Source organism: Shewanella fidelis ATCC BAA-318, assembly GCF_000518605.1.
GTDB classification, from domain to species: Bacteria; Pseudomonadota; Gammaproteobacteria; order Enterobacterales; family Shewanellaceae; genus Shewanella; species Shewanella fidelis.
Map to the genome: position 1 here is coordinate 57,392 of NZ_JADX01000004.1, position 20,263 is coordinate 77,654.

The 20,263-nt window shown below is 42.8% G+C and carries 15 protein-coding genes and 1 pseudogene; 7 read left to right on the plus strand and 9 right to left on the minus strand.

The window, feature by feature from the left end; genetic code table 11:
• Window positions 1-223: 223 nt before the first annotated feature.
• Window positions 224-1,553: pseudogene (locus tag L884_RS23440) on the minus strand (IS4 family transposase).
• Window positions 1,554-1,875: 322 nt separating this feature from the next.
• Between L884_RS23440 and L884_RS0100265 the strand changes: the two are divergent.
• The 4 genes from L884_RS0100265 (at window position 1,876) to L884_RS0100280 (ending at window position 4,375) form a co-directional block, all read left to right on the plus strand.
• Window positions 1,876-2,271, plus strand: coding sequence for a curli production assembly/transport protein CsgE (locus L884_RS0100265; RefSeq protein ID WP_028765595.1), 396 nt, complete (start codon window positions 1,876-1,878; stop codon window positions 2,269-2,271).
• A 10-nt stretch (window positions 2,272-2,281) separates the two neighbouring features.
• On the plus strand, window positions 2,282-2,668 hold the full coding sequence (locus tag L884_RS0100270; RefSeq protein ID WP_028765596.1) for a curli assembly protein CsgF: 387 nt from the start codon (window positions 2,282-2,284) through the stop codon (window positions 2,666-2,668).
• 3 nt (window positions 2,669-2,671) lie between these two features.
• A complete protein-coding gene (locus L884_RS0100275) occupies window positions 2,672-3,433 on the plus strand; it encodes a CsgG/HfaB family protein (protein ID WP_028765597.1) in 762 nt (253 codons plus the stop codon).
• Window positions 3,434-3,709: 276 nt separating this feature from the next.
• On the plus strand, window positions 3,710-4,375 hold the full coding sequence (locus L884_RS0100280) for a helix-turn-helix transcriptional regulator (RefSeq protein WP_028765598.1): 666 nt from the start codon (window positions 3,710-3,712) through the stop codon (window positions 4,373-4,375).
• 72 nt (window positions 4,376-4,447) lie between these two features.
• On the opposite strand, the gene L884_RS0100285 is transcribed toward L884_RS0100280, so the two are convergent.
• Both L884_RS0100285 and L884_RS0100290 read right to left on the minus strand, forming a co-directional pair.
• Window positions 4,448-5,959, minus strand: coding sequence for a curlin (locus tag L884_RS0100285; RefSeq protein ID WP_028765599.1), 1,512 nt, complete (start codon window positions 5,957-5,959; stop codon window positions 4,448-4,450).
• 14 nt (window positions 5,960-5,973) lie between these two features.
• A complete protein-coding gene (locus L884_RS0100290; protein ID WP_028765600.1) occupies window positions 5,974-6,381 on the minus strand; it encodes a curlin in 408 nt (135 codons plus the stop codon).
• A 446-nt stretch (window positions 6,382-6,827) separates the two neighbouring features.
• On the opposite strand from L884_RS0100290, the gene L884_RS0100295 reads away from it, so the two are divergent.
• Window positions 6,828-9,341, plus strand: a complete 2,514-nt coding sequence (locus tag L884_RS0100295; RefSeq protein WP_028765601.1) for a S8 family serine peptidase — start codon at window positions 6,828-6,830, stop codon at window positions 9,339-9,341.
• 656 nt (window positions 9,342-9,997) lie between these two features.
• Complete coding sequence (locus L884_RS0100300; RefSeq protein WP_028765602.1) at window positions 9,998-10,411, plus strand: hypothetical protein; 414 nt, start codon at window positions 9,998-10,000, stop codon at window positions 10,409-10,411.
• A 45-nt stretch (window positions 10,412-10,456) separates the two neighbouring features.
• Here the strand turns inward: L884_RS0100300 and L884_RS0100305 are convergent, their stop codons facing one another.
• The 5 genes from L884_RS0100305 to cutA form a co-directional block, all read right to left on the minus strand.
• On the minus strand, window positions 10,457-11,485 hold the full coding sequence (locus L884_RS0100305) for an aldose epimerase family protein (protein WP_028765603.1): 1,029 nt from the start codon (window positions 11,483-11,485) through the stop codon (window positions 10,457-10,459).
• 23 nt (window positions 11,486-11,508) lie between these two features.
• Entirely contained in the window at window positions 11,509-12,663 is a 1,155-nt protein-coding gene (gene galK, locus L884_RS0100310) for a galactokinase (RefSeq protein ID WP_028765604.1), read from the minus strand.
• 700 nt (window positions 12,664-13,363) lie between these two features.
• Window positions 13,364-15,019, minus strand: a complete 1,656-nt coding sequence (locus L884_RS0100315) for a cation:proton antiporter family protein (RefSeq protein ID WP_028765605.1) — start codon at window positions 15,017-15,019, stop codon at window positions 13,364-13,366.
• Between the two features lie 250 nt (window positions 15,020-15,269).
• Entirely contained in the window at window positions 15,270-17,093 is a 1,824-nt protein-coding gene (locus L884_RS0100320) for a protein-disulfide reductase DsbD (RefSeq protein WP_028765606.1), read from the minus strand.
• The gene (gene cutA, locus L884_RS0100325) at window positions 17,090-17,413 is read right to left on the minus strand and encodes a divalent-cation tolerance protein CutA (protein ID WP_028765607.1); all 324 of its coding nucleotides are present in this window, start codon (window positions 17,411-17,413) and stop codon (window positions 17,090-17,092) included. The genes L884_RS0100320 and cutA overlap by 4 nt, the downstream gene beginning before the upstream one ends.
• Window positions 17,414-17,696: 283 nt before the next feature.
• Here cutA and L884_RS0100335 point away from each other — a divergent pair, with 283 nt between their 5' ends.
• The gene (locus L884_RS0100335; RefSeq protein ID WP_028765608.1) at window positions 17,697-18,314 is read left to right on the plus strand and encodes an FxsA family protein; all 618 of its coding nucleotides are present in this window, start codon (window positions 17,697-17,699) and stop codon (window positions 18,312-18,314) included.
• Window positions 18,315-18,322: 8 nt separating this feature from the next.
• On the opposite strand, the gene L884_RS0100340 is transcribed toward L884_RS0100335, so the two are convergent.
• Window positions 18,323-20,134, minus strand: a complete 1,812-nt coding sequence (locus L884_RS0100340) for a protein kinase domain-containing protein (protein ID WP_028765609.1) — start codon at window positions 20,132-20,134, stop codon at window positions 18,323-18,325.
• Between the last annotated feature and the right edge of the window lie 129 nt (window positions 20,135-20,263).

The following is a 20,263-nucleotide window of genomic DNA, read 5'->3' on the forward strand; positions in this document are numbered from 1 at the left end:
TAAGTGGGTTTATCTGGTCGAAGCACTTTTATATTTACATAAATCAGCAAAGTGTAAATATTGATATGTTTGTTGGCTTTTATTGTAATTTAAAGGTTTTACTCATTCACTCGTACATTGCTTTTGAATTTTATACGTAAACTACCATTCTAGATGCTATAAAGCGATTGCTGTCTGAAACACAGTAACACGTTACAAAAACCAGCCTTACGGCTAATGCCAGTCAGTTAAGTTGACTGGCATTTTTCTTTTTATAGGGGGATTTGCTAGGTTTAGGTTGAACAGCCCTCGAAAAAACTCTATCTACTCGCTTTGTTTGTAGTTCAAAATTCCCAAGTATCTCTATCAGTTGCTCATAATGTTTTGGTAGATTGCCCGGGCTCATTAGTGGCAATCTGGCTAGATAGCTAAGTATCATACTCGCACAGTTTCTTAAGCTGAGGCGATTGGCCCATATTCCTTTTCTGGATGAGGCCTCTGTCATTGCTTGGCGCATCAGGTTATACCCTAGTAACAAGCCCCATAATTCCTGCTCAACCATCTTTGATTTTTTGCTTCTTAATGTGTACTCGTTGTTTAATAGTGTCTGTTTACATCTCTCTGTAGCTAAGCTCGATTTCTCAGCGATGACTATAAAGTTCTACGATTTCAGCACTTGAGAAGCGTAAGGGCTCAATCATTGAAGTTAATACTTGATGTAACTTCCCTTTTATTGACTTAGTCACTAGTCTCGCTTCAATGTACGTAGGTAAGTCAGGGTTTTGCTTCCGAGCTTGAGCCGATATTTTTAGTTTGACTTGTTTATCTAATCGACCATTTGATTTTATGATTTCATATTGGAGCCCCTTTCTTACAGGTATCAGCCTGTTCCGTTCCTCACCGCTTTGCTGTCATTGATAGACTAAGTTTAAGGAGTAAAAGCCTTTATCGAATATTGTGAGGCTGTGATCTGGAGTGGACTGAATGAGCTCTTCTGCTAATTTTATTTCACTATTTTGGTAACGATCAAATGCACTGTTTATCAGTTGATGGCTAGTCAGTTCCATATGGCACACCATTCGAACTTGAGGGAAAGAAGTGTCATCGCGCTGGTTTGATGGCGAGCCAAAAGCGAGGCGATTCTCAGGCGTGTCCTGAGTACGCCAAACAACACCATCAACAGCTAACAAGTTTAGCCCACACCAAGTCTCAAAATCAGCTTGCTTATAGTAATGTTCCGCCATCATTTGAAAGGAGTTTTTCATACTTTGAACACCAAGCCTCTGGCGCCCCTGAACGAGTGCACTTGGGGCAACGAGCTTCTTTTTACCAGGTAACATTAGCTCCATGTGATTCGCGAGTTCCCATACAGACTGCTGTCGGTAGAAGCTCATACCAATCACTGACCACATAATGGCATCAAGTGGTAATTAACGTTTCCTAACCGTGGCAACTCCAGCAGCCTCGAAGGCTTGCCGGATTATATTTTCATCCAATAAGTGATGGAGGTTTGTAAAAGCCGTGGCTTCTTGGTGGTATTCAAAAGCGGTACAGAAAGCTTGTTCTAAAGACATAAAAAAATCCAATATCATTTCTGATATTGGATTTTGAAGCCTTTTAAAGATCGGACAATTGATCGTTTATATTCTTAAATGATCAGCATTAGCCTTACGGCTGGTTTTTTTGTACCTGCGCCCCCCTACAAAAGTACTACGCCCTTTTTCTATTTTTAGTCATAGAGCGATAAACAGCCTTGCGAGAGCATCAAAATTAATCTGATAGCTGTTAGGGTAGAAAAACGATAAATACAGGCAGCTTTTTAGCACCGCTTTAGTTTTATTAGTTAGTGGTGTCGCCGCTGTATTTGGTTATTTTAATACTAGGACTGTATTAGCTATGCGGGTGCTACTTGCAATATTCTTGGTTATTTCTTGTTGCCTTTTGCCTGCTAAAGCGCAGGAAAGCGACATAGAAATTAGTGGTTTAGTGATAGATAGGACTCTGACTCGTTTTGGTAAAGACTTTAGTTTTTATTACTCAAGCTATTGGCGTGATTTGCCATTTACCCAAGGTTTTAATGTCACCTTATACGAGACGGTTTTCCCCCAAGCTGGTACGTTGCTGACACTTGAGGTTAACGGTACCACGGTTTACAAAACTCATTTTGGACGCAGAGCTAGTCCGATAAAGGAAAGAGCAGAGCAAGCGATTCTACTGACTATTGACCATTTAGCACGTGTTAGGGCAAATGCGATAACAGGTGAGTTAGCCGACAGCTCAGATGGATATTAGGATAAGAATAATGAATAACAGGATGTTAATTATTGCTGGACTATTCCTTGTTGGAACTAGCCAAGCAACCGAGCTTGTTTACACCCCAATTAACCCGAGTTTTGGTGGTTCAGCCTTGAACGGGTCTTATTTGTTGAACAAAGCCAATGCCCAAAACGATCATACCGCAACGTCAGATGAGAAAGATTTTGTAAGCCGTTTTAAAGAATCTTTAGAGCGAAACATTATGAATACAATCACGCGTGGTGTTGCAAGTGGTGAGATCACTGATGGCACTTATGATACGGGGGATTTCAGAATTGAAGTTGCCTCTATTGGTGGCGGGGTAATGTTGACTATTACAAACCTTATTACAGGTGAGGTAACTGTCATTGAAATGCCGACATATGGAGGGTAGTTTATGAAAACCCTTATTACTTTCCTATTTATTGCGTTTCTATCTGCTTGTAGTTTGGTACCAAAACCTGAGCTGAATATTACTGAGGCTAAATTAAACCCTGTCAGTGAAACCATGCAGAATTTAATGGCAAAGCCTGGCCCTAAATATCCTATCCCTGTCGCGGTATATTCCTTTAGAGATCAAACTGGGCAGTATAAGCCGCAGCAAAATGTGAGCTCGTTTTCTACAGCGGTGACCCAAGGCGCGACCTCGATGTTAGTGCAAACCTTACTGGATTCAAAATGGTTTACCCCAGTTGAAAGAGAAGGGCTGCAAAATTTACTTACCGAGAGAAAAATTACTAAAAAACAAACGGTGAAAGCCAAAAAAGAGGAAGTGCCACAGCTGACAAATGCGCGCCTGCTTTTGGAAGGCGGCATTATTAGCTATGAAACTAATATTAGCACTGGTGGAGCGGGTGTAGAGTATTACGGTATTGGTGCCTCTGAGCTGTATCGAGAAGATCAAGTGACTATCTATTTACGTGCTGTTGATGTGCATACCGGAAAAGTGATGATGTCTGTCTCGACGACTAAGCGGGTATTCTCACAAGAGATGCGAGCTGGGCTTATTCGTTTTACCAGTTTGAATCGTCTTGCTGAGGCTGAGATTGGTTTTACAACTAATGAGCCGGTGCAATTCTGTGTATTGCAAGCAATTGAGTTAGCGGTATCAGAATTGGTAGAAAAAGGAGTCGCTTTGGGGTATTGGGCGCCTGCATAGTGGTGATTCTTATCTAGTTTATTGATGAGAAAGGTAAATATTTCCTTTCTCTTCCATCTCAAACATTGCATTCAATATGTAATTTTTAGTCTATTCTGCCGTATACGTTTTTTTTTGTAGATAATAAGCTTGTGTAGGCAGGTTTTTATAGCTATTCACTTCATAATGTTATAATAATGTTGCAAAGCTTGTTGGCGAATATCACGCTTGGAAAGCTAGAGAGCATATTTCTCTATCTGTCTTTGCTGATCCGCTCATGTTCATGGAGAGAATTCAATGAGTCAAATCGATGAGTTAGTTTTTATTCATCAGGTTGCGTCACCGTGTCATTTAGCTATTTTAGCTGAGTCGATAGGGTTAAAAACCAGAGTGATTAAGAAGCCGTCAGATCTTGTAATGGCTAAGGAATGCAACCGGTTTTATCTGGTTGCACAAAAAGGTACTGCACTTGACAGTAAAGGGATCCCTTTAGTTGCGGCGCGGCTGGTTTCGCAATTTCCGATAGCATTATACCAAGTTGAGCGGGGAACATTAGATCCAAAAGCGGCTTTGCTGCTTGGGATCAAAGGATTATTGTATGCAGATCAAGGAATGGATTTGCTGTTAACTGGGTTACGTAAAATGGTCGCTAATGAGCTTTGGTACGATAGAGTATTGCTTAGTGAAATGTTTAATCATTTGGTTAAGCGTTTAGATAGCGGTGTAGAGCAGGTTGAAGATGCCGTGGTGATGCTGCAGATGCTAACTGAGCGAGAAAAAACCATTATACAACTGGTTTCAAGTGGAGCACGTAATAAAGAGATTGCTCATCAACTTTGTATTAGTGAGCATACTGTAAAAGCTCACATATCTTCAATTTTCAGAAAGACTCAGTCTCGTAATAGAGTTGAACTGCTGCGTTGGGCGCAAACTTATCAAAGTCAGTTTGAGTTGTGTTCATAGCGACAGACTTTGATTCCAATTTAGATAAAAGGGAGCATCAGCTCCCTTTATTAGTCAATTGCGAGTTTATTTTTAGTTTTGCATAACAGTCGCAGTGTTGAAATCACCTGTCTGCGTTACGTTAATAACGTTACTAGAACCGGTTTGTGAACCCATAACTAAGTTGTCATTGCCTGTTTGTGCAATAGTTAGGGTGTTATCAACACCGTTAACTTCAAAGGCACTATCAACTTCGCCGCCAACCCAGTTACCGTTACCGTTTTGTGCAATAGTCGCGATGTTTTCGTCACCGACAATAATCAGATCGATTAGGTTAAGATCGCCTTCTTGAGTCATTTCAACTTCGCTGTTATCAAGACCAACAACAGACACTAATGCTTCGTTCTCATTGCCATCTTGCTCAACGTCAACATCGTTGCCAAAGCCAAACACATCAGCGTAGCCAAAGTTGTCATTGCCTTCTTGAGCGATTTCAATGCTGTTATCATCTAGTTCAGTGAAAGCAACGGCCTCATTATTGTTGCCATCTGAAATGATTGAAATATCGTTATCATCACCGTACTGTCCAAAAGTGGCAAAGTTGCTATCGCCTTCTTGGTCAAGTGTTACGCTGTTTTCACTGCCCCAGACTTGAAACTCTGCTGCGTTATTGTCGCCATCTTGTTCGATACGAAGTGTATTGTCATCACCTTGAATATCAGCAATTAAGGTATCTCCGATAGTATTAGATACGCCATCTTGCTCAATCTCTATATCGTTATCATTGCCTGTTGTAACGGCTAGATAAGCTGTGTTGTTTGTACCGATTTGATCGATTTCTATTTCATTATCAGAGCCTGTCAGCTGATAAACAAACCCGGTGTTATCATTACCTTCTTGTGATACGACAAAGTTATTGTTATCGCCTGCAACGCCCTTTACGGCACCTAAGTTGTTATTACCTTCTTGGTACACTTCGACATCATTGTTGTTACCCACGTTAGGTGTGATGTCTAAAGATACAAAGCCTGCTACGTTATCATCACCATACTGGGTGATATCGCCGTCATTACCATCGCCTTCAACACGAAAAGTCGCAAAGTTGTTATTGCCGTCTTGTTCAATATAACCTGTGTTTTCATCGCCAATGAGTTCAACTACACTACTATTTTGCTCGCCAGCTTGAGTGACGTCGACTTCATTGCCATCACCGCTAACGTCAATATCAAGCTCATTGAAAAAGCCAGACTGACCAACATCGACTACGTTATCGTTACCAGTGACGTCCGCTGAAGTTATATGCCAGTCTTCAGTTTGGTTGATGTCTATTATGTTTCCTTCACCAGTAGACTCAACATAGGCCTCAATCCATACACCGTCTTGAGTGATATTTGTTTCTTGAGCATCACCAGTTTGTGTGACTGTCGCAATATGCAGATCACCTGTTTGTCGAACGGTTGCGTCTTGACCAACAACAGCCCCCGAAGCCGCTGTTGTTTGGTTGATTTCTACAGCGTTTGCGGAATCTGCTAGGGCGTTGCTACTGATACCTAAGCTTGCTGTAATGGCAAGTGCGATCATGGTTTTAGTTGTTTGCGATCTCATTTGACTCTCCCTGTTTAATATTGAGTAATTGTCATTGCAGCACCGTCTGCAATTTGTTCAATTGAAAAGCTGGCGCTGCCCAGCTGATTTATTTGCACTAAATTGTCATCGCCAATTTGGGTAATAAACGCTTGGTTATCTGCACCTAATTGTAAGAGCTCGACTTCGTTATCTTGACCAAGCTGAACCACTTCTGCTTGGTTGCTATTGCCAACTTGAATGAGGTCGATCATGTTGCTTGCGCCAGTTTGACTTAATGTCGCTTGGTTAAGCACACCGGCTTGAACAAGACCAATTACATTGCTTCGGCCTGAACTCTCGAGAAGTGTTTGCAGTGTTATGGGGAGCTCACTTGTTGCTAATTCAATATCATCAGCTGCACTGGAGATTGAATACAGCATTAGGCAAATAAGGGTTCCCATTGTTTTGAAAACGGACACTTAACGCTCCTTTTTTCTGGAGTGTAAAGTTAATACAGTTAACTTTACGGCTTGCTGTTGAGTTAGCCGGTATTAGGCTGCTCGCCAGATAAGTTCCTCAAGTTACTCTGCTGTTTTTTTCCCGCAATCAGAAAAAAGTCTATTTATTTGCCTGCGCTAAAATAGGTTGAACTTACCCATTTTTGCTCCTTAGTTATTGAGATTATTGTTTTAATTTCGAAGTCTTTTTATTTTTTAGCGACTGGTGTAGTGCCATGGGATTAGTAGTTTAGTGCTAAATGAATTACGCCATCTTTTAAAACTGTAGGCTCTATGGCAACAATTCCTGTGGTTACAAATTCCGGAATATCACAACACCTAACGATTAGAGCGTGTTGGCGGTTTGCTGTACCGGTTTGGGGAATTTAAAGGACTAAAAGGATTAGTTTATGCTTAAAAAGTTAACACCATTAGCCGCTGCTATTGCTGGAGTTATTGCGGTTTCATCTGCACCAGTGCAAGCCAAAATGCCAACTCAACATGAATACATTAAAGATTCTTTACTGGTCGTCTACAAAGATAATGCCACTAAGAGTGAACGTGCTTCAGCCCAGCGTTTAGTGCGAGCATCTATGCGAGATATGGATGCTAATGGTATCGATGATCGCTTTGCTAACTTACTTGATGGCAAGCTAGCTAAACTCACTCTGAGAGCAGGCTCTGATGTGGAACAAGCGATCAAGATTATTAGTCGCCATCCTGCTGTAAAATATGCTGAGCCAAACTATGTAATAAAAGCGATTGGTACACCAGATGATCCAGACTTTGTGTCTCTGTGGGGCTTACATAACACTGGGCAAGATGGTGGGACGGCTGATGCCGATATTGATGCTGTTGAAGCTTGGGATGTGACTACGGGTGACAGCTCTGTCATCGTCGGTGTGATTGATACCGGTGTTGATTATAACCACCCTGATCTACAAGCTAATATGTGGGTGAACCCGAATGAAATTCCAGGCAATGGCATCGATGATGATGGCAATGGGGTAGTCGATGACATTCATGGTTTTAATGCTAATGATAATAGCGGTGATCCTATGGACGGTAACGGCCATGGTACTCACGTGGCGGGTACTATCGGGGCTTCCGGAAATAATGGAGTCGGTGTAGTAGGTGTAAACTGGGATGTTAGCATCATTGGTTGTCAGTTCTTGAATGCTAGCGGCTCAGGTTCTACTGAGGGTGCAATTGCTTGTATTGATTACATGACTGACTTGAAGGTTAATCATGGTGTTGATATTAAATTGACCAACAACTCTTGGGGTGGCGGTGGTTTTAGCCAAGCGTTAAAAGATTCAATTGAATCAGGTGGCGATGCAGGGATCTTATTTGTTGCCGCAGCTGGTAACAGTGCGGTAGATAATGACGCTAACCCGCATTATCCATCTAGCTATGATTCGGATGCGGTAATGTCTATTGCCAGTACAGACCGCAATGATGCGATGTCGAGCTTTTCTCAATGGGGCTTAACGAGTGTTGATATGGGAGCGCCCGGTTCGGCAATTTTATCAACAACCCCTGGTAATACTTATTCAACCTTCTCAGGTACCTCAATGGCTACGCCGCACATTGCTGGTGCTGCCGCCCTCGTTTGGTCAATTAATCCTGATCTAACTCCAGTCGAAATGAAACAGTTGCTAATGGACTCGGGTGATGCCAATGCAGATCTTACTGGTAAAACGGTTGCGGGTTCACGATTAAATGTGGCGAATGCACTTGATTTAGCTGATCCGGAGCCTGGATATAGATTTAGCGTCACGCCAGCTTCACAAACCATTGAGGCTGGTAGTGCAACAAGTTATGACTACAGCGTAGGTAGTGTAGCGGGTTGGGATGGTACGGTTGCGTTATCTGTTGCTGTCTCTCCAGCGCTTGCAGGGGTAACTCTATCAAGTAATAGCGTTATGGCTGGCGAAAGCTTTAGCGTAGATGTTGCTACTGATGCTGCGGCAGCATGGGGCGATTATACCATTACCGTGACAGGTGATGATGGTACTACTGTGAAGAGTAAGTCAGTAGCTTTGAGCGTTTTACCGCAAGGTATTCAAGATTTTACCTACTCAAATACCGACTCAGTCTCAATACCTGACAATGATCCTGCTGGTATTGTAAGTACAATTGATGTTGCAGATGACGTACAGGTATTCGGTGTTAACGCTGATGTTGATATTTCACATACTTGGATTGGTGACTTAGTAGTAACACTGACTTCGCCTGCAGGAACAGAGGTTGTATTGCATAACCGTGAAGGCGGTAATGCTGATGATATCGTTAAAAACTGGGACTTAAGCGCCTTTAATGGTGAAATCGCTACAGGCACTTGGAGCTTATCAGTTAGCGATAACGTAGGTGCTGATACTGGAACGCTTAATAGTTGGGGATTGGTTATTTCTGGTGTCGGAGAAGCTGCACCAGCAGCACCAGTGGCAGACTTTAGTTACGCTGTTGACGGATTAAATGTTGCGTTTACTAACTTAAGTAGTGATGTGAATGATGACATCGTTAGCTATAGCTGGGATCTTGGTGATGGTAGCGTATCAACAGATATGAGCCCTACACATGTATATGCCGCAGCGGGAGTTTATACGGTTTCTATGCAGGTAACAGATGCTGAAGGCAACACTGATACAGCCTCGATGGATGTTGAAGTGTTTGAACATAGCATCACAGCAGGCGTGACACGTGCCAAACTATCTCGCCGAGGCAGCGCTTTGGTTGACTTAACTTGGGATGGTGCTGTTGGTGATGATGTGGTTATTTACCGTGATGGTAATGCCATTGCTACAACGAGTAACGATGGTCGCTATCGTGATCGTTTCGCGAATGCACCGGCATCAGTTGAGTACAAGATCTGCGAAGTCGCAACGAGTCTTTGTTCTGATCCAGTAACAGCTTCTTTCTAGTCGCTTGTTAATTCAGTAAGAGCGGCCTTTTGGCCGCTTTTTTTTGCCTGGATTATATTGTTTCTACACAAGTTCCATTCTTACGCCGTTGAGCGGAGTTTCTTTGTAGCCCTATATTTACACAATACAGCTACTCACTTTCGATTGAAAAAGGTTTGTCATGGCATCTACGCCTTTGGCTACAACTAAACCAACTGTTGAAAGGTGTGGAGCTAGTAGAGAAATGCTAAACGTTCTTAGGTGAGCAACTATGCTTGGATTTTGCCCCAACATTTTGAGTCATATTGGCTTAACACAATAGCGATAGCTTAGTTGTAGTGGCAGAGAGCTTGTTGTCTTTGGTTGGTATTTGTTATGTAAACGGTTGATGTTGTGAGGTTTGTTAACTGTTGGGATGTTTTTTTACATTAATTGCTAACGAAAAACTTGAATAACCGCTGCTTTGAACTAAATTCGATAAGAGCTGAATAATTTATGTGATTTATTTCATCATTGATAGTGATATTTCGCATTTTCAACTATTGATATTCGGCAAAAATCTGTAAAAATACCGCTTCTGTCCCTGATGAAAAAATATGGGGAAAACTGAGGTAAGTGTTAGCGCAATTTACTTCTTATTTATTTTTGTATGTGTTGATTTAAGGGCATTAACATATATGTATAAGACTTCAAAAAAACCAGTTTGGTACGGTGAGCTAAGAACTGCTCGTGGCAATACCATTCTTATTTATGATAAGCAATTTCCAGATGCTTCAGCTGGCCGTGTATATTTTTACAATGCGACTCGCGAATCAATTATTGAATACGCAGAGGATATTGTTAAGCCTAACTTACATGAGCTTGATGACAACGCAATCGCTGAAGTTGAAAAGACTTGCGGTGCGGCTTGGTTTGCAGCCAGAGAAGAATTTATGGCGAAGCATCAAGGCTGGGTTGAAGCAAACAACCCAAAAAGCGTTGCTGCACCTAAAAAGGCCAAAGCTGCAACTGAAGATGACGACGAGCCAGAGTTAGAGTCTGCCGATGGCGACGATTACGATGACGATTGGTCGGACGATTACGACGATTAAAAAAACAGCGCCTATAAGGCGCTGTTTTTTTATGGATGAATGTCGCTACTCATTTTCAAATTGATAGCGACTGATGTGATGATAGATCTCACCTGGATGAACCAGTGCGTTTCCAGCAATATGAGCTTGGTTTGGCGCATCAGGGATTTGCTGAGGCTCTAAACATACTCCTTGATACTGTTTTAACACTTGTTGTCCTTTACCCACCGTACCTTGTAAATAGTTTGCACCATATACTTGTACGCCTGGTTGATTGGTATATAGCGTTAGGCTGCGACCGCTTAGCGGTGAGCTTAATGTGCCAAATCGTTGCAGTTTAGATTCACTTTGCGGCAACAAATAGCAGTGATCAATTCCACTAGTGCGAGTAAACTCTTCCTGACCAAGTAGTGATTGCAGTTGCGTTGCTACCGATAAATCTAAACTGCTTCCTTCAGTGGTACACACTGCAGTAGGAATGCCTGTTTCATCCATTGCAAGATAGTGCTTCGCATCAGTTTGTAATTGATGATTAAGTGTTGTGTCACTGGCATCAAGATTAAAGTAACTGTGCTGAGATAAGTTAATAGGGCTAGTTTTATCTGTGCAGGCTAAGATCTCGACATATAAGTTGCTGCCTACAAGACGGTAATCCAACTGAACGTTACAGTTACCGGGAAACCCCATATCGCCATCAGGACTGCGTAAGGAAAGACGCACCCCGTCAGGTAACGCACCTAATTGCCAGTTTTTCCGGTGGAAACCTTCGTGGCCTCCGTGTAAGCAATTACCAGCCTGATTGATATCAAGTTGGTAGTGTTGTTCGCCAACAGAAAACTGGCCTTTGGCTATTCGGTTAACAAACCGACCAGCAATGGCACCTAAGTGAGCTTGCTGTTTAAGGTAGTCTTCGACGCTATCACAGCCCAGCACAATATTAGCACGCTCACCTGCTTTATCTGGGGTCCACAGCGAGCGAATAATTCCGCCGAGGCTTAAGACTTCAACTGCAATCGTGCCGTTGTCCATCAGTACGCGTTCAATCTGTCCACCACGTGGATCCGTCCAAGGTTCAAGAGTTCGAATTCGTACCATTTTTCGTCCTGTTAGCGTTTTGGTTAGTTGTCGATGCGTTTGGCACCATCACTGGCTAAGCATAAGTAAATATCTGCTTCTAGCCCGGTTTTTTCAGTAAACTTTTGTTCAATCGTAGCAATGACCGCGTCGGTAAGTGCATGATCGACAAGGGCAACAACACAACCGCCAAGGCCGCCACCTGTCATACGAACTCCACCACGATCACCAATGACTTCCGATACTATCTCGACAAGGTAGTCGATTTCAGTGGTGCTGATCTCAAAGTCGTCACGCATTGAAATATGTGATTCAGCCATGAGCTTACTTAACTTAGCAATATCACCAGACTCTAATGCCCAGGCGGCATTTTGGGTGCGACGATTTTCAGTTAAAACATGCTTAGCACGTTTGTAATGCGTGTCAGCAAGTTCAGCTTTAGCGGCTTCTAATGTAGCTAAATTAAGATCGCGTAGTGACTCTAGACCAAAGTGCTCAGCGGCTTGCTGGCACTGTTGTTTACGTAAGTTGTATTGTTCGGCTATTTCATTGCGCTTAACGTTTGAGTTAATAATTAATAGACTCAGGTTTTCAGGAATGCAGACAGCCTCACTATCGAGATCGAGACAATCAATCAAGAAGGCGTGATCTTCTTCGCCAAGAGCACAGATCATCTGATCCATAATGCCGCAGGGTTGCCCTACAAACTGACTTTCACCACGTTGAGCCAATTGGGCAATAGCCAGAGGCGAGAGCTTTATTTGGCTGCAATCGTTAACAGCTGTGCCAAAGGCAACTTCTAAAGCTGACGAAGATGATAAACCCGCATTCATAGGGATATTGCTAACAACAGCTACATCGAGCCCTTTTGGCGCAAGCCCAGAGCTTGCCATCGCGGCGGTAAAGCCTTTTAAGTAGTTCGACCAATGTCTGGCTTGTGGAGTACCTTCCTCGCCAAAAGTCCAGCTGACTATTTCGCCGGGATATGCATCTGAAACCGCACGAAACTGCAAATCATCGCGGCGTTTAGCCACAACGGCCGTATGGAAGTTAATGGCTGCTGGTAATACAAAGCCATCGTTATAGTCGGTATGCTCACCAATAAGGTTAACGCGTCCAGGGGCACAATAAAGCTCATCGGCTTGGGTGCCAAAAGTTTGCACAAACAGTTTGTTTGCTCGCTGAGCGGGATTGGACATAATCTAAATTCCGAATGTTAATATTTGCGTTCAGTACAAAACGTTGCTGTAAACTGAGTGGTTTAGCTGCGGTTTGATTCTAACGACCAATTTAATAACAGCGGTTTACCCATAAGTTGCTTGTATCATTCAAGCTTTGAGCGGCAGCGAGGTCATAACAAGTCTGTGACTATAGTTGGTGCTGCTCGAAATCCATCTATTGTTTTATATCATGTCTTTGTAACTTGTGTAATACCAATCAGTATAAACATTTAGTCACTCAGCGAGAGTTTAGCGGTTTTGAGGCAAGGCAACGAGTGAAGAGCATAGTTATTCTACGGTTAAGCTCGTTAACACAGCATCAGAATCGCTAAAACTCGCCATTCTGGAGCGTTTTTGGCTGCCTACTTCTGCGTTGATTAGCTTTATAAGGGAATAACCATTATTGCAGCTATTCGCCTTGAATTAGTTTGCCAAAAACCGCTCTGAGTTGATCAAATTCTTGTACTGATTGGTATAACAGAGTTTTTTTGTCGTATTTACGATGAATAACTGAGTTGATTGATAATAGAAGAGGCTGGGAAGTATATTTGTGATCACTAAACTTATTGCTCTTACTGGTACTGAAAGGCCGTTGTCTAGAGGTGGTTTGGCGTAAGCAAAGCGCTTTGCTTATTTATGAGAAAAGCTCCTACGCCGTTAACGAAGTAGGAGCTTTACCTTACTCTCTTGCTGATGCTGTCGCTTCAACTTGGTTTTTGCGATTAACCGCATCAGGGTTATCAGGAGCGGTACCACTAGGAGTGAGTAGCTCTTTAACTAAGTGCTCGACAAAACCGGCACCTGCAGCTTCATATAAGTTATAGACGCTATCAACACCGGACTCGCTGAGTGATTCAGCATCTTCTTTATACTTTACAATGGCGCTCAGTTTGCCTTGGTATTCTTGAGATTGTAATTGCTCTACCGCAAATAAATTACCTGCGTGGTGGGGCATCGTCAGTAACACTAGCTCAAGGTTTGGCGCTCTATCTAGCTTTTCCCAAAAATCGGTATCGGAGGCGTCTCCCTGCACCACATTTCGGCCTTGGCTAATGTGGAAGTCCACCAAATCTTGTTTGTGCTCAACCCCAAGAATTTCGCCATCGTAACGGGCTCTTAATTCATCATAAGCACCAGAACCAATACGGCCCATACCTAAGATGAGAAAGCGAGGATTACCCACAGGGATCGGCCTATCTTCAGGGTGTAACGGATGCTTCTCTATGCGTTTAAGCCAGCTTTGATATTTCTGATAAAGCCTATTGGAGGCGATATTGAGTGGTGCTGCAAATAGAAAGCTAAAGCTTAACGCCACTGCTAAAATAACCATCCACTGGGAAGGTAGCCAACCTTTCGAGGTTGCGACTGCGGCTACGATTAAGCCAAACTCACTATAGTTACCTAAGCTGAACGAGCTCATTAATGCGGTACGTGAACGTAACTTAAAGTGGGTAAGTAGGTACAAAAATAGCAGCACTTTTATTGGTACAACTAATACAAGTAGTGCAGCTAAGCCAATGTCTGAGAAGCTAGGTAGACCGTTAAGGCCCACAGTTAAGAAGAAAGCGACTAAGAACAGTTCTTTAAAATAAAACAGTGATTTTGCTAACTCGGATGATTTAGGGTGACCAGCGAGCAAAATACCAATAATCAAGGCACCAAGATCAGGCTTTAAGCCAACGAGCTCAAATAGTCCTGCGCCCATCACTAACGCCATGACTAAACCAAATAATACTAGTAATTCACCATGGCCAACGCGGTCAAATGCTTTGTAGATAATGGGCTTAGCTAACGGTAATAATAGTAAGCACAGTGCCCAATATGATGGAATATCGCCTTTTGATATCGTCAAAAATGCTACGGCGAAGATATCTTGCATAATCAAGATACCGATAGCAACGCGGCCGTATAGCGACTGCATATCACCTTTATCTTCGAGTATTTTTACCGCAAAAATGGTGCTAGAAAAACTCAGTGCGAAAGCAAGTAGAGCGAGTTGGTTGAGCTCTAAACCAGTTAGTTGCTCTAAGCCTAGCAGCCCGAGTAATTTAAGCAGTGGAATAAAAAATAGCATTGAGCCGAGCAGGTGAAGACTCGAACCTGCCCAAACTTCAGCTTTAAATAAGCTCCGTAAATCGAGTTTTAAACCGATGGCAAATAGCAATAAGGTGACACCCAAGTTTGCTAGCTGCTCTAACATCGGCAAACTGGATTCTTCAATACCAAATAGGAACAGCATAAAGCCCGCAACAAGATAGCCAATTAAAGGGGGAAGTCCCACACGGCTAACTAACATGCCGCAGGCTAAGGTGATAATGAGAATGGCGGGTTCCATGGTGCTCCTTTTTTATTATGGAATGATGCACCATTGTATAAGAATTTCATGAAGAAGATCTGAAAAATGTGAACAAATTTGATGAATGTTAACGTTTTTCTTGGCTGTATCGGCTAGGCATAAAATAACGGTATAAGCTCGCTGAGTTGAGCCTTACACTCATTACTATAAAGCCCCGTTCACATAATGCGACGGGGCTTTATTATTGATTACTGTAAACTGAGTCTAAAGTTTACGTTTGTGGTTAGTGCTATTTAACTAAATGATCTAAGTGCTCTGCAAAGGCTTTAGGCCCCATAAAACCGGTCACGCGCAGATCGTCACGGATTACCCCGTTTTCGTCAAACATCAGCAACGTCGGTAAACCGAGAATGTCGTAATACTCTAGCAGCTCAATATCAATATCATCATTTTTGGTGACATCAGCTTGTAGCAATACCATTTGATCCATGCGTTCTACCACTAGAGGATCTTTAAAGGTGATGGCTTCAAATTCTTTACAGGCTACGCACCAATCAGCGTAGAAATCGACCATTACAGTTTTACCGTCTGCGGTTGCAGCAGCAATTTCAGTATGCAGGTCGAGAAGTGATTTAATATGCTTAAAACCGTGATTTTCTGCTGAAGTGCTGGCACTCATTGCTGCATGACTAGTAAAACCAAGTTTGGTCATTACTGCTTGCATGCCGTAAGAGAAGCTCGCCAGTAAGGCTAACATGAGTAGCACCGAACGCACTGTTTGCTTCCAGCTAAACTCAGTAAGCTTGTTTTGATGCATCAGGTAACCCACTAGAGCGATAGCCCAGATAGACCATAGTAAATCTGAGATAAAGCCTGGCCAGATACGGCCTAGCATAACAATTGAAACCGCGATAAGTAGGAAGCCAAATACCGTCTTAATCACGTCCATCCAGCTGCCTGCTCTAGGTAGCAATTTACCACCAGATGTACCGATAATAAGTAGAGGTAGACCCATACCCATGCTCAGTACGTAAAGCGCTAAGAAACCTTGCAGTAGATCACCTGTTTGTGCGACATAAATTAACGCACCAGAAAGCGGCGCGGTAGTGCAAGGAGAGGCAACTAGACCTGAGATAATACCCATAATGAACACCCCAATAACGTTGCCGCCTTTTTGGTTATTTGAGAAGGTGTTCATTTTTTCTTGCCACTTAGATGGCAGCTTTAAATCGTATAAGCCAAACATTGATAAGCTCAATACGAAGAATAAGATTGCCAGTACAATGAGTACAGCAGGGTGTTGCAGTGCCGCTTGATATTTCATACCTGCAGAAGCAACCACAAGGCCTACAAGCGAATAGGTAATCGCCATACCTTGAACGTAAACCATCGATAAACTAAAGGCTTTAGCGGTCGATAGCTTCTTACCTTGGCCGACAATGATACCTGATAAAATCGGATACATTGGGAATACACAAGGTGTAAGAGCAAGGCCAATCCCTAAACCGAAGAAGATCACTAATGTCCAAATTAGGCTGTCACTAGATAGCATGGCGCTTAGGCTATCTTGCTGCGTGATAGGTGCCGTTGGCGTTTGTGCTACAGGGGCGCTATTAGTTAATGGCTTTTCATTGGCTGTTAATAGGCCATCGTTGGGTGCAATATCGGTTAGCTCAGCGCTACGCTTAGTAGGGGGGAAGCATAGCTTTCCTTCAGCGCAACCCATAAAAGTGACATTTAATTTATCACCAGCATTGGCTTGTTTGATGGCAACGGGAATTTCAACGTAAGTGTAGTAAACCTCTTGTTCACCAAAGTATTCGTCGGTGTGTGATTTACCTTGAGGCAGTGAAATTTCACCTAAAACGGCGCCATCAGTGGTTTCAAACTTTAGCTTGTCACGATACATGTAATAGCCATCGGCGATGACCCAGCTAATTTTGACTTGTTCACCTTGCTGCTTAAAGTCGAAAACAAAGGCTTGATCCACGGGCATCAGCTCGGGTTCACCTTTTAAGAAATCAAATTTATTACTGCTAAAAATACCATCAGCTTGGGCTAAAGGTGTTAGTAGCAGTAGAGTGGCTAAAAACAGGTTAATAATTTTCTTCATGGCTGTGTGGTTTCTTTTATCCAATCAAAATAGGCTGGCAACCCCTGGGTAATTGGGATTGCTATTAGCTCGGGGACATCATAGGGATGCAGCTTAGAAAGAGTGAGCTCAATGGCATCGTAATGCTGAGCTAAGCATTTTATTTGCAACGTAAACTCTTGCTCCTCACATAAACTTCCTTGCCACTCATATACGGATGTAACGCCTTGTGAGATCTGTACGCAAGCAGCTAGTTTGTTACTTACCAGTGCATGAGCAAGTGTTTTGGCTTGTTCCTCACTGGGGCAAGTGGTGATAACGAGTAAGAATTCGGTTTGCATTACACTATTTCTATTATCCAACAGATTAAAATTGTATTAAGCCAACGAGGTTAAGATGGCCGATAATCAAGCTAAGCTGTACTGTACGTGTTTTAAGTTTGCCTTGCATTAAGCTGTGACTAAAATAGTGATGCCAGTAGTTTTTGCTTACAATTATGCGTGCAAATCTATTGTTAGCGCGCATATAACTGGCTAATTGGTTAACTGGTATTAGTCATAGCTTGAAAATAGACCGAGTTACCCCAATTTAGTTTTCATTAGCCCCAATAAATGTGAGGTCAGTGTGTTTTTTATTTTGTTATTAATCTTTGTTGTAGTTCCTGTGATGGAGCTATCTGTACTGATCCGTGTGGGTGAAGTGTTAGGCAGTTGGACAACTGTGGCTTTGGTTATATTTACTGCTGTAGTTGGTGTCTCTTTAGTGAGAAGCCAAGGAATAAGCACGTTAATGCAAGTGCAGCAGAAGCTTGCTCGTGGTGAAGCGCCTGGACAAGAGATTGTTGAAGGTATGATGTTAGCGGTTGCCGGCTTATTGTTATTGATCCCAGGCTTTGTAACAGACTTTATTGGCTTAGTATTGCTTACACCTTTTACACGGGTACCAGTGGCGAAATTCTTTTATAAGCGTATGCAGCTTAAAGTTCAGGCTAATGGTGGTTTTCAGTCTGGCTTTGGTGGTGGCTTTGGTCCAGGAATGGGGCCACAGGGGCGTAACCCTTTTGATCAAGGTGGTCAGTCACCGTTTGATCAAGGTAATACCTTTGATGGTGATTTTGAGCGTCGCCCAGATCCGAGTGATAAGCGTCCTGAAAGCCATCAGGTGAAAGGCAATACCTTTGAAGGGGAAACGGTTTCCCCTAAAGATGACGACGAAACAAATAACCAGCAATCTAAACGCTAAGCCTTGGCTTAGTTTTGTTGCAACTGTTTTGGGTTACGTGGGTAAAATCGGTCTGCACGGCGCTCGATTAAGTTAAATTTGCGCGTGTTTTTATAAGGTAGTTTCATAAATCCCGACACACCTTTACCTTGGATCTTATCTACGTGAGATAAGATCCTGTCGAGACTCGCCCTGAAAGCAGCCTGCTTTCTAGGGTTAAGTAATCGCAGGTAACTGTGGATCTTCATGTGATTAGGCAATACTTCGAAAATAATGCAGCCAGTATGATGGATTTGGTTTATCCATCCTAGCTCAGTCATAATCTCTTTTGGTAGTTCAAGATTTTCTTCAGGATCACGACCATCCTCAAAATAAGAGTGTAGGCGGGATTTATCTTCAAGTGATGGCACATCTCCTACTTCAAATGGCAATTGCTGATCATGGCTGCAATTAAAAGGTTGTGAGTCGTCACTTCGCTCTATATGCAGGGTATCACGAGCATTAAAGAAACAGGCTTTAAATACGCCTATTCGACGAATACCGCGAGCTAAGGTCACCATATTGTTGACTGCCAATGTAATGGCATGCTTTTGTTCAGCTTTATATATCGCTAAGTTTGAGTCGATAAATACACCGGTTTCTCGCCAGTGAATGGCTAAACCACCGACAATGGCATATTGGCTTAAGCGACCGACTGCGGCAATAAAGCCTTTTTCGGTATCACCCATGCCTACCATAAAGTTACGGTAATATTTTTCCAGTTGAAGATCATCCATTTTGGCGATGGGATCATCATGGTTATGCTCTTTTAAAAAGGCTTTACGTGAGCTATAGCTGACAGTTTCAACTTCTTTATCGCGTGGTAGATGCCAAACAGGGATCTCAGGTACTAAGGGTAAACTCGTTATTTCAGGGAGGTGTAATCGATGGCTATGAGCCATACTTTTTAGAAAGTAGTCTCCTGCTTGTTTACGTAAAACAGGATCGTCACTCAACATGCCATCCAAGGTGCGAGCTAACTCAATAGGTAAACCCACGCTCGTAGCAGGTATGACTTTGCTGCCAAAGCGACTTGCTTGACCAGAGGCTAAAGCATAAAGTGTTGCGGCTACGCCTTGTTCGTCAAAACGTGGGCTTGAAAGAGCACCGTTTAGCTGTTCATCACCAATAAAGTAAACATCGCCCATACGAGCATTAGTATGCTGTTGATCACTCGACATTAAATCCATCACATTGCCGTTAACCGGATTACCTTCTGTATCACGCTGAGCAAATACAGCAGAGCCCCAATCAATTAAAGACAGATGCTGTGTCTGTATATCGTAGACCAAATTAGATGGTTTAATATCACCGTGAATAAGTGGGCGGCCATTGTGCAAATATTGCAATATAGCCGCGAGTTGGCGTGCGATATTCATTATCATAGCAACGGGAAGCGCGCCCATCCTGACACAAAGTTGCTCTAAGTCTTCCCCTGGCGCTCTTGCCATGACTAAGATGCCCTGTTTACCAACATGTTCAAACTTAATGACCGGTGGCACATTGGGATGAATGACCTGCGACAGCATATAGGCTTCTTCTTCAAGCCTATCTTGTATGTGTTGCGGTAATGTGAGGCGTGAAAACTTGAATACATGGGCATCTCCTTGCTGATTAATGCCCGCAAAAACAAAGCCATAAGCGCCTTTCCCTACAAGCTCTAAGTTGTTATACCCAAGTTTACCTAGCTGTTGTTTGCACAAGCGGATCCATGCTTTGTGTTTACGTGCGTCATTGGCACCAAGCAGGTAAATAGACTGCTCTTCAGAGATATAAAAATGCTGTAGCTCGGGTGTTTTCAATCGACTTTCCTTGAACCTGAATTCTATTAAATCAATAGCCTGCATGGGCGTTTAGACTAGCACTTTTATCAGTCAGTTTTTAGTTTTGTAAAAACTCTGTGTAGGTCACACCTAACCAATAATTTCGGA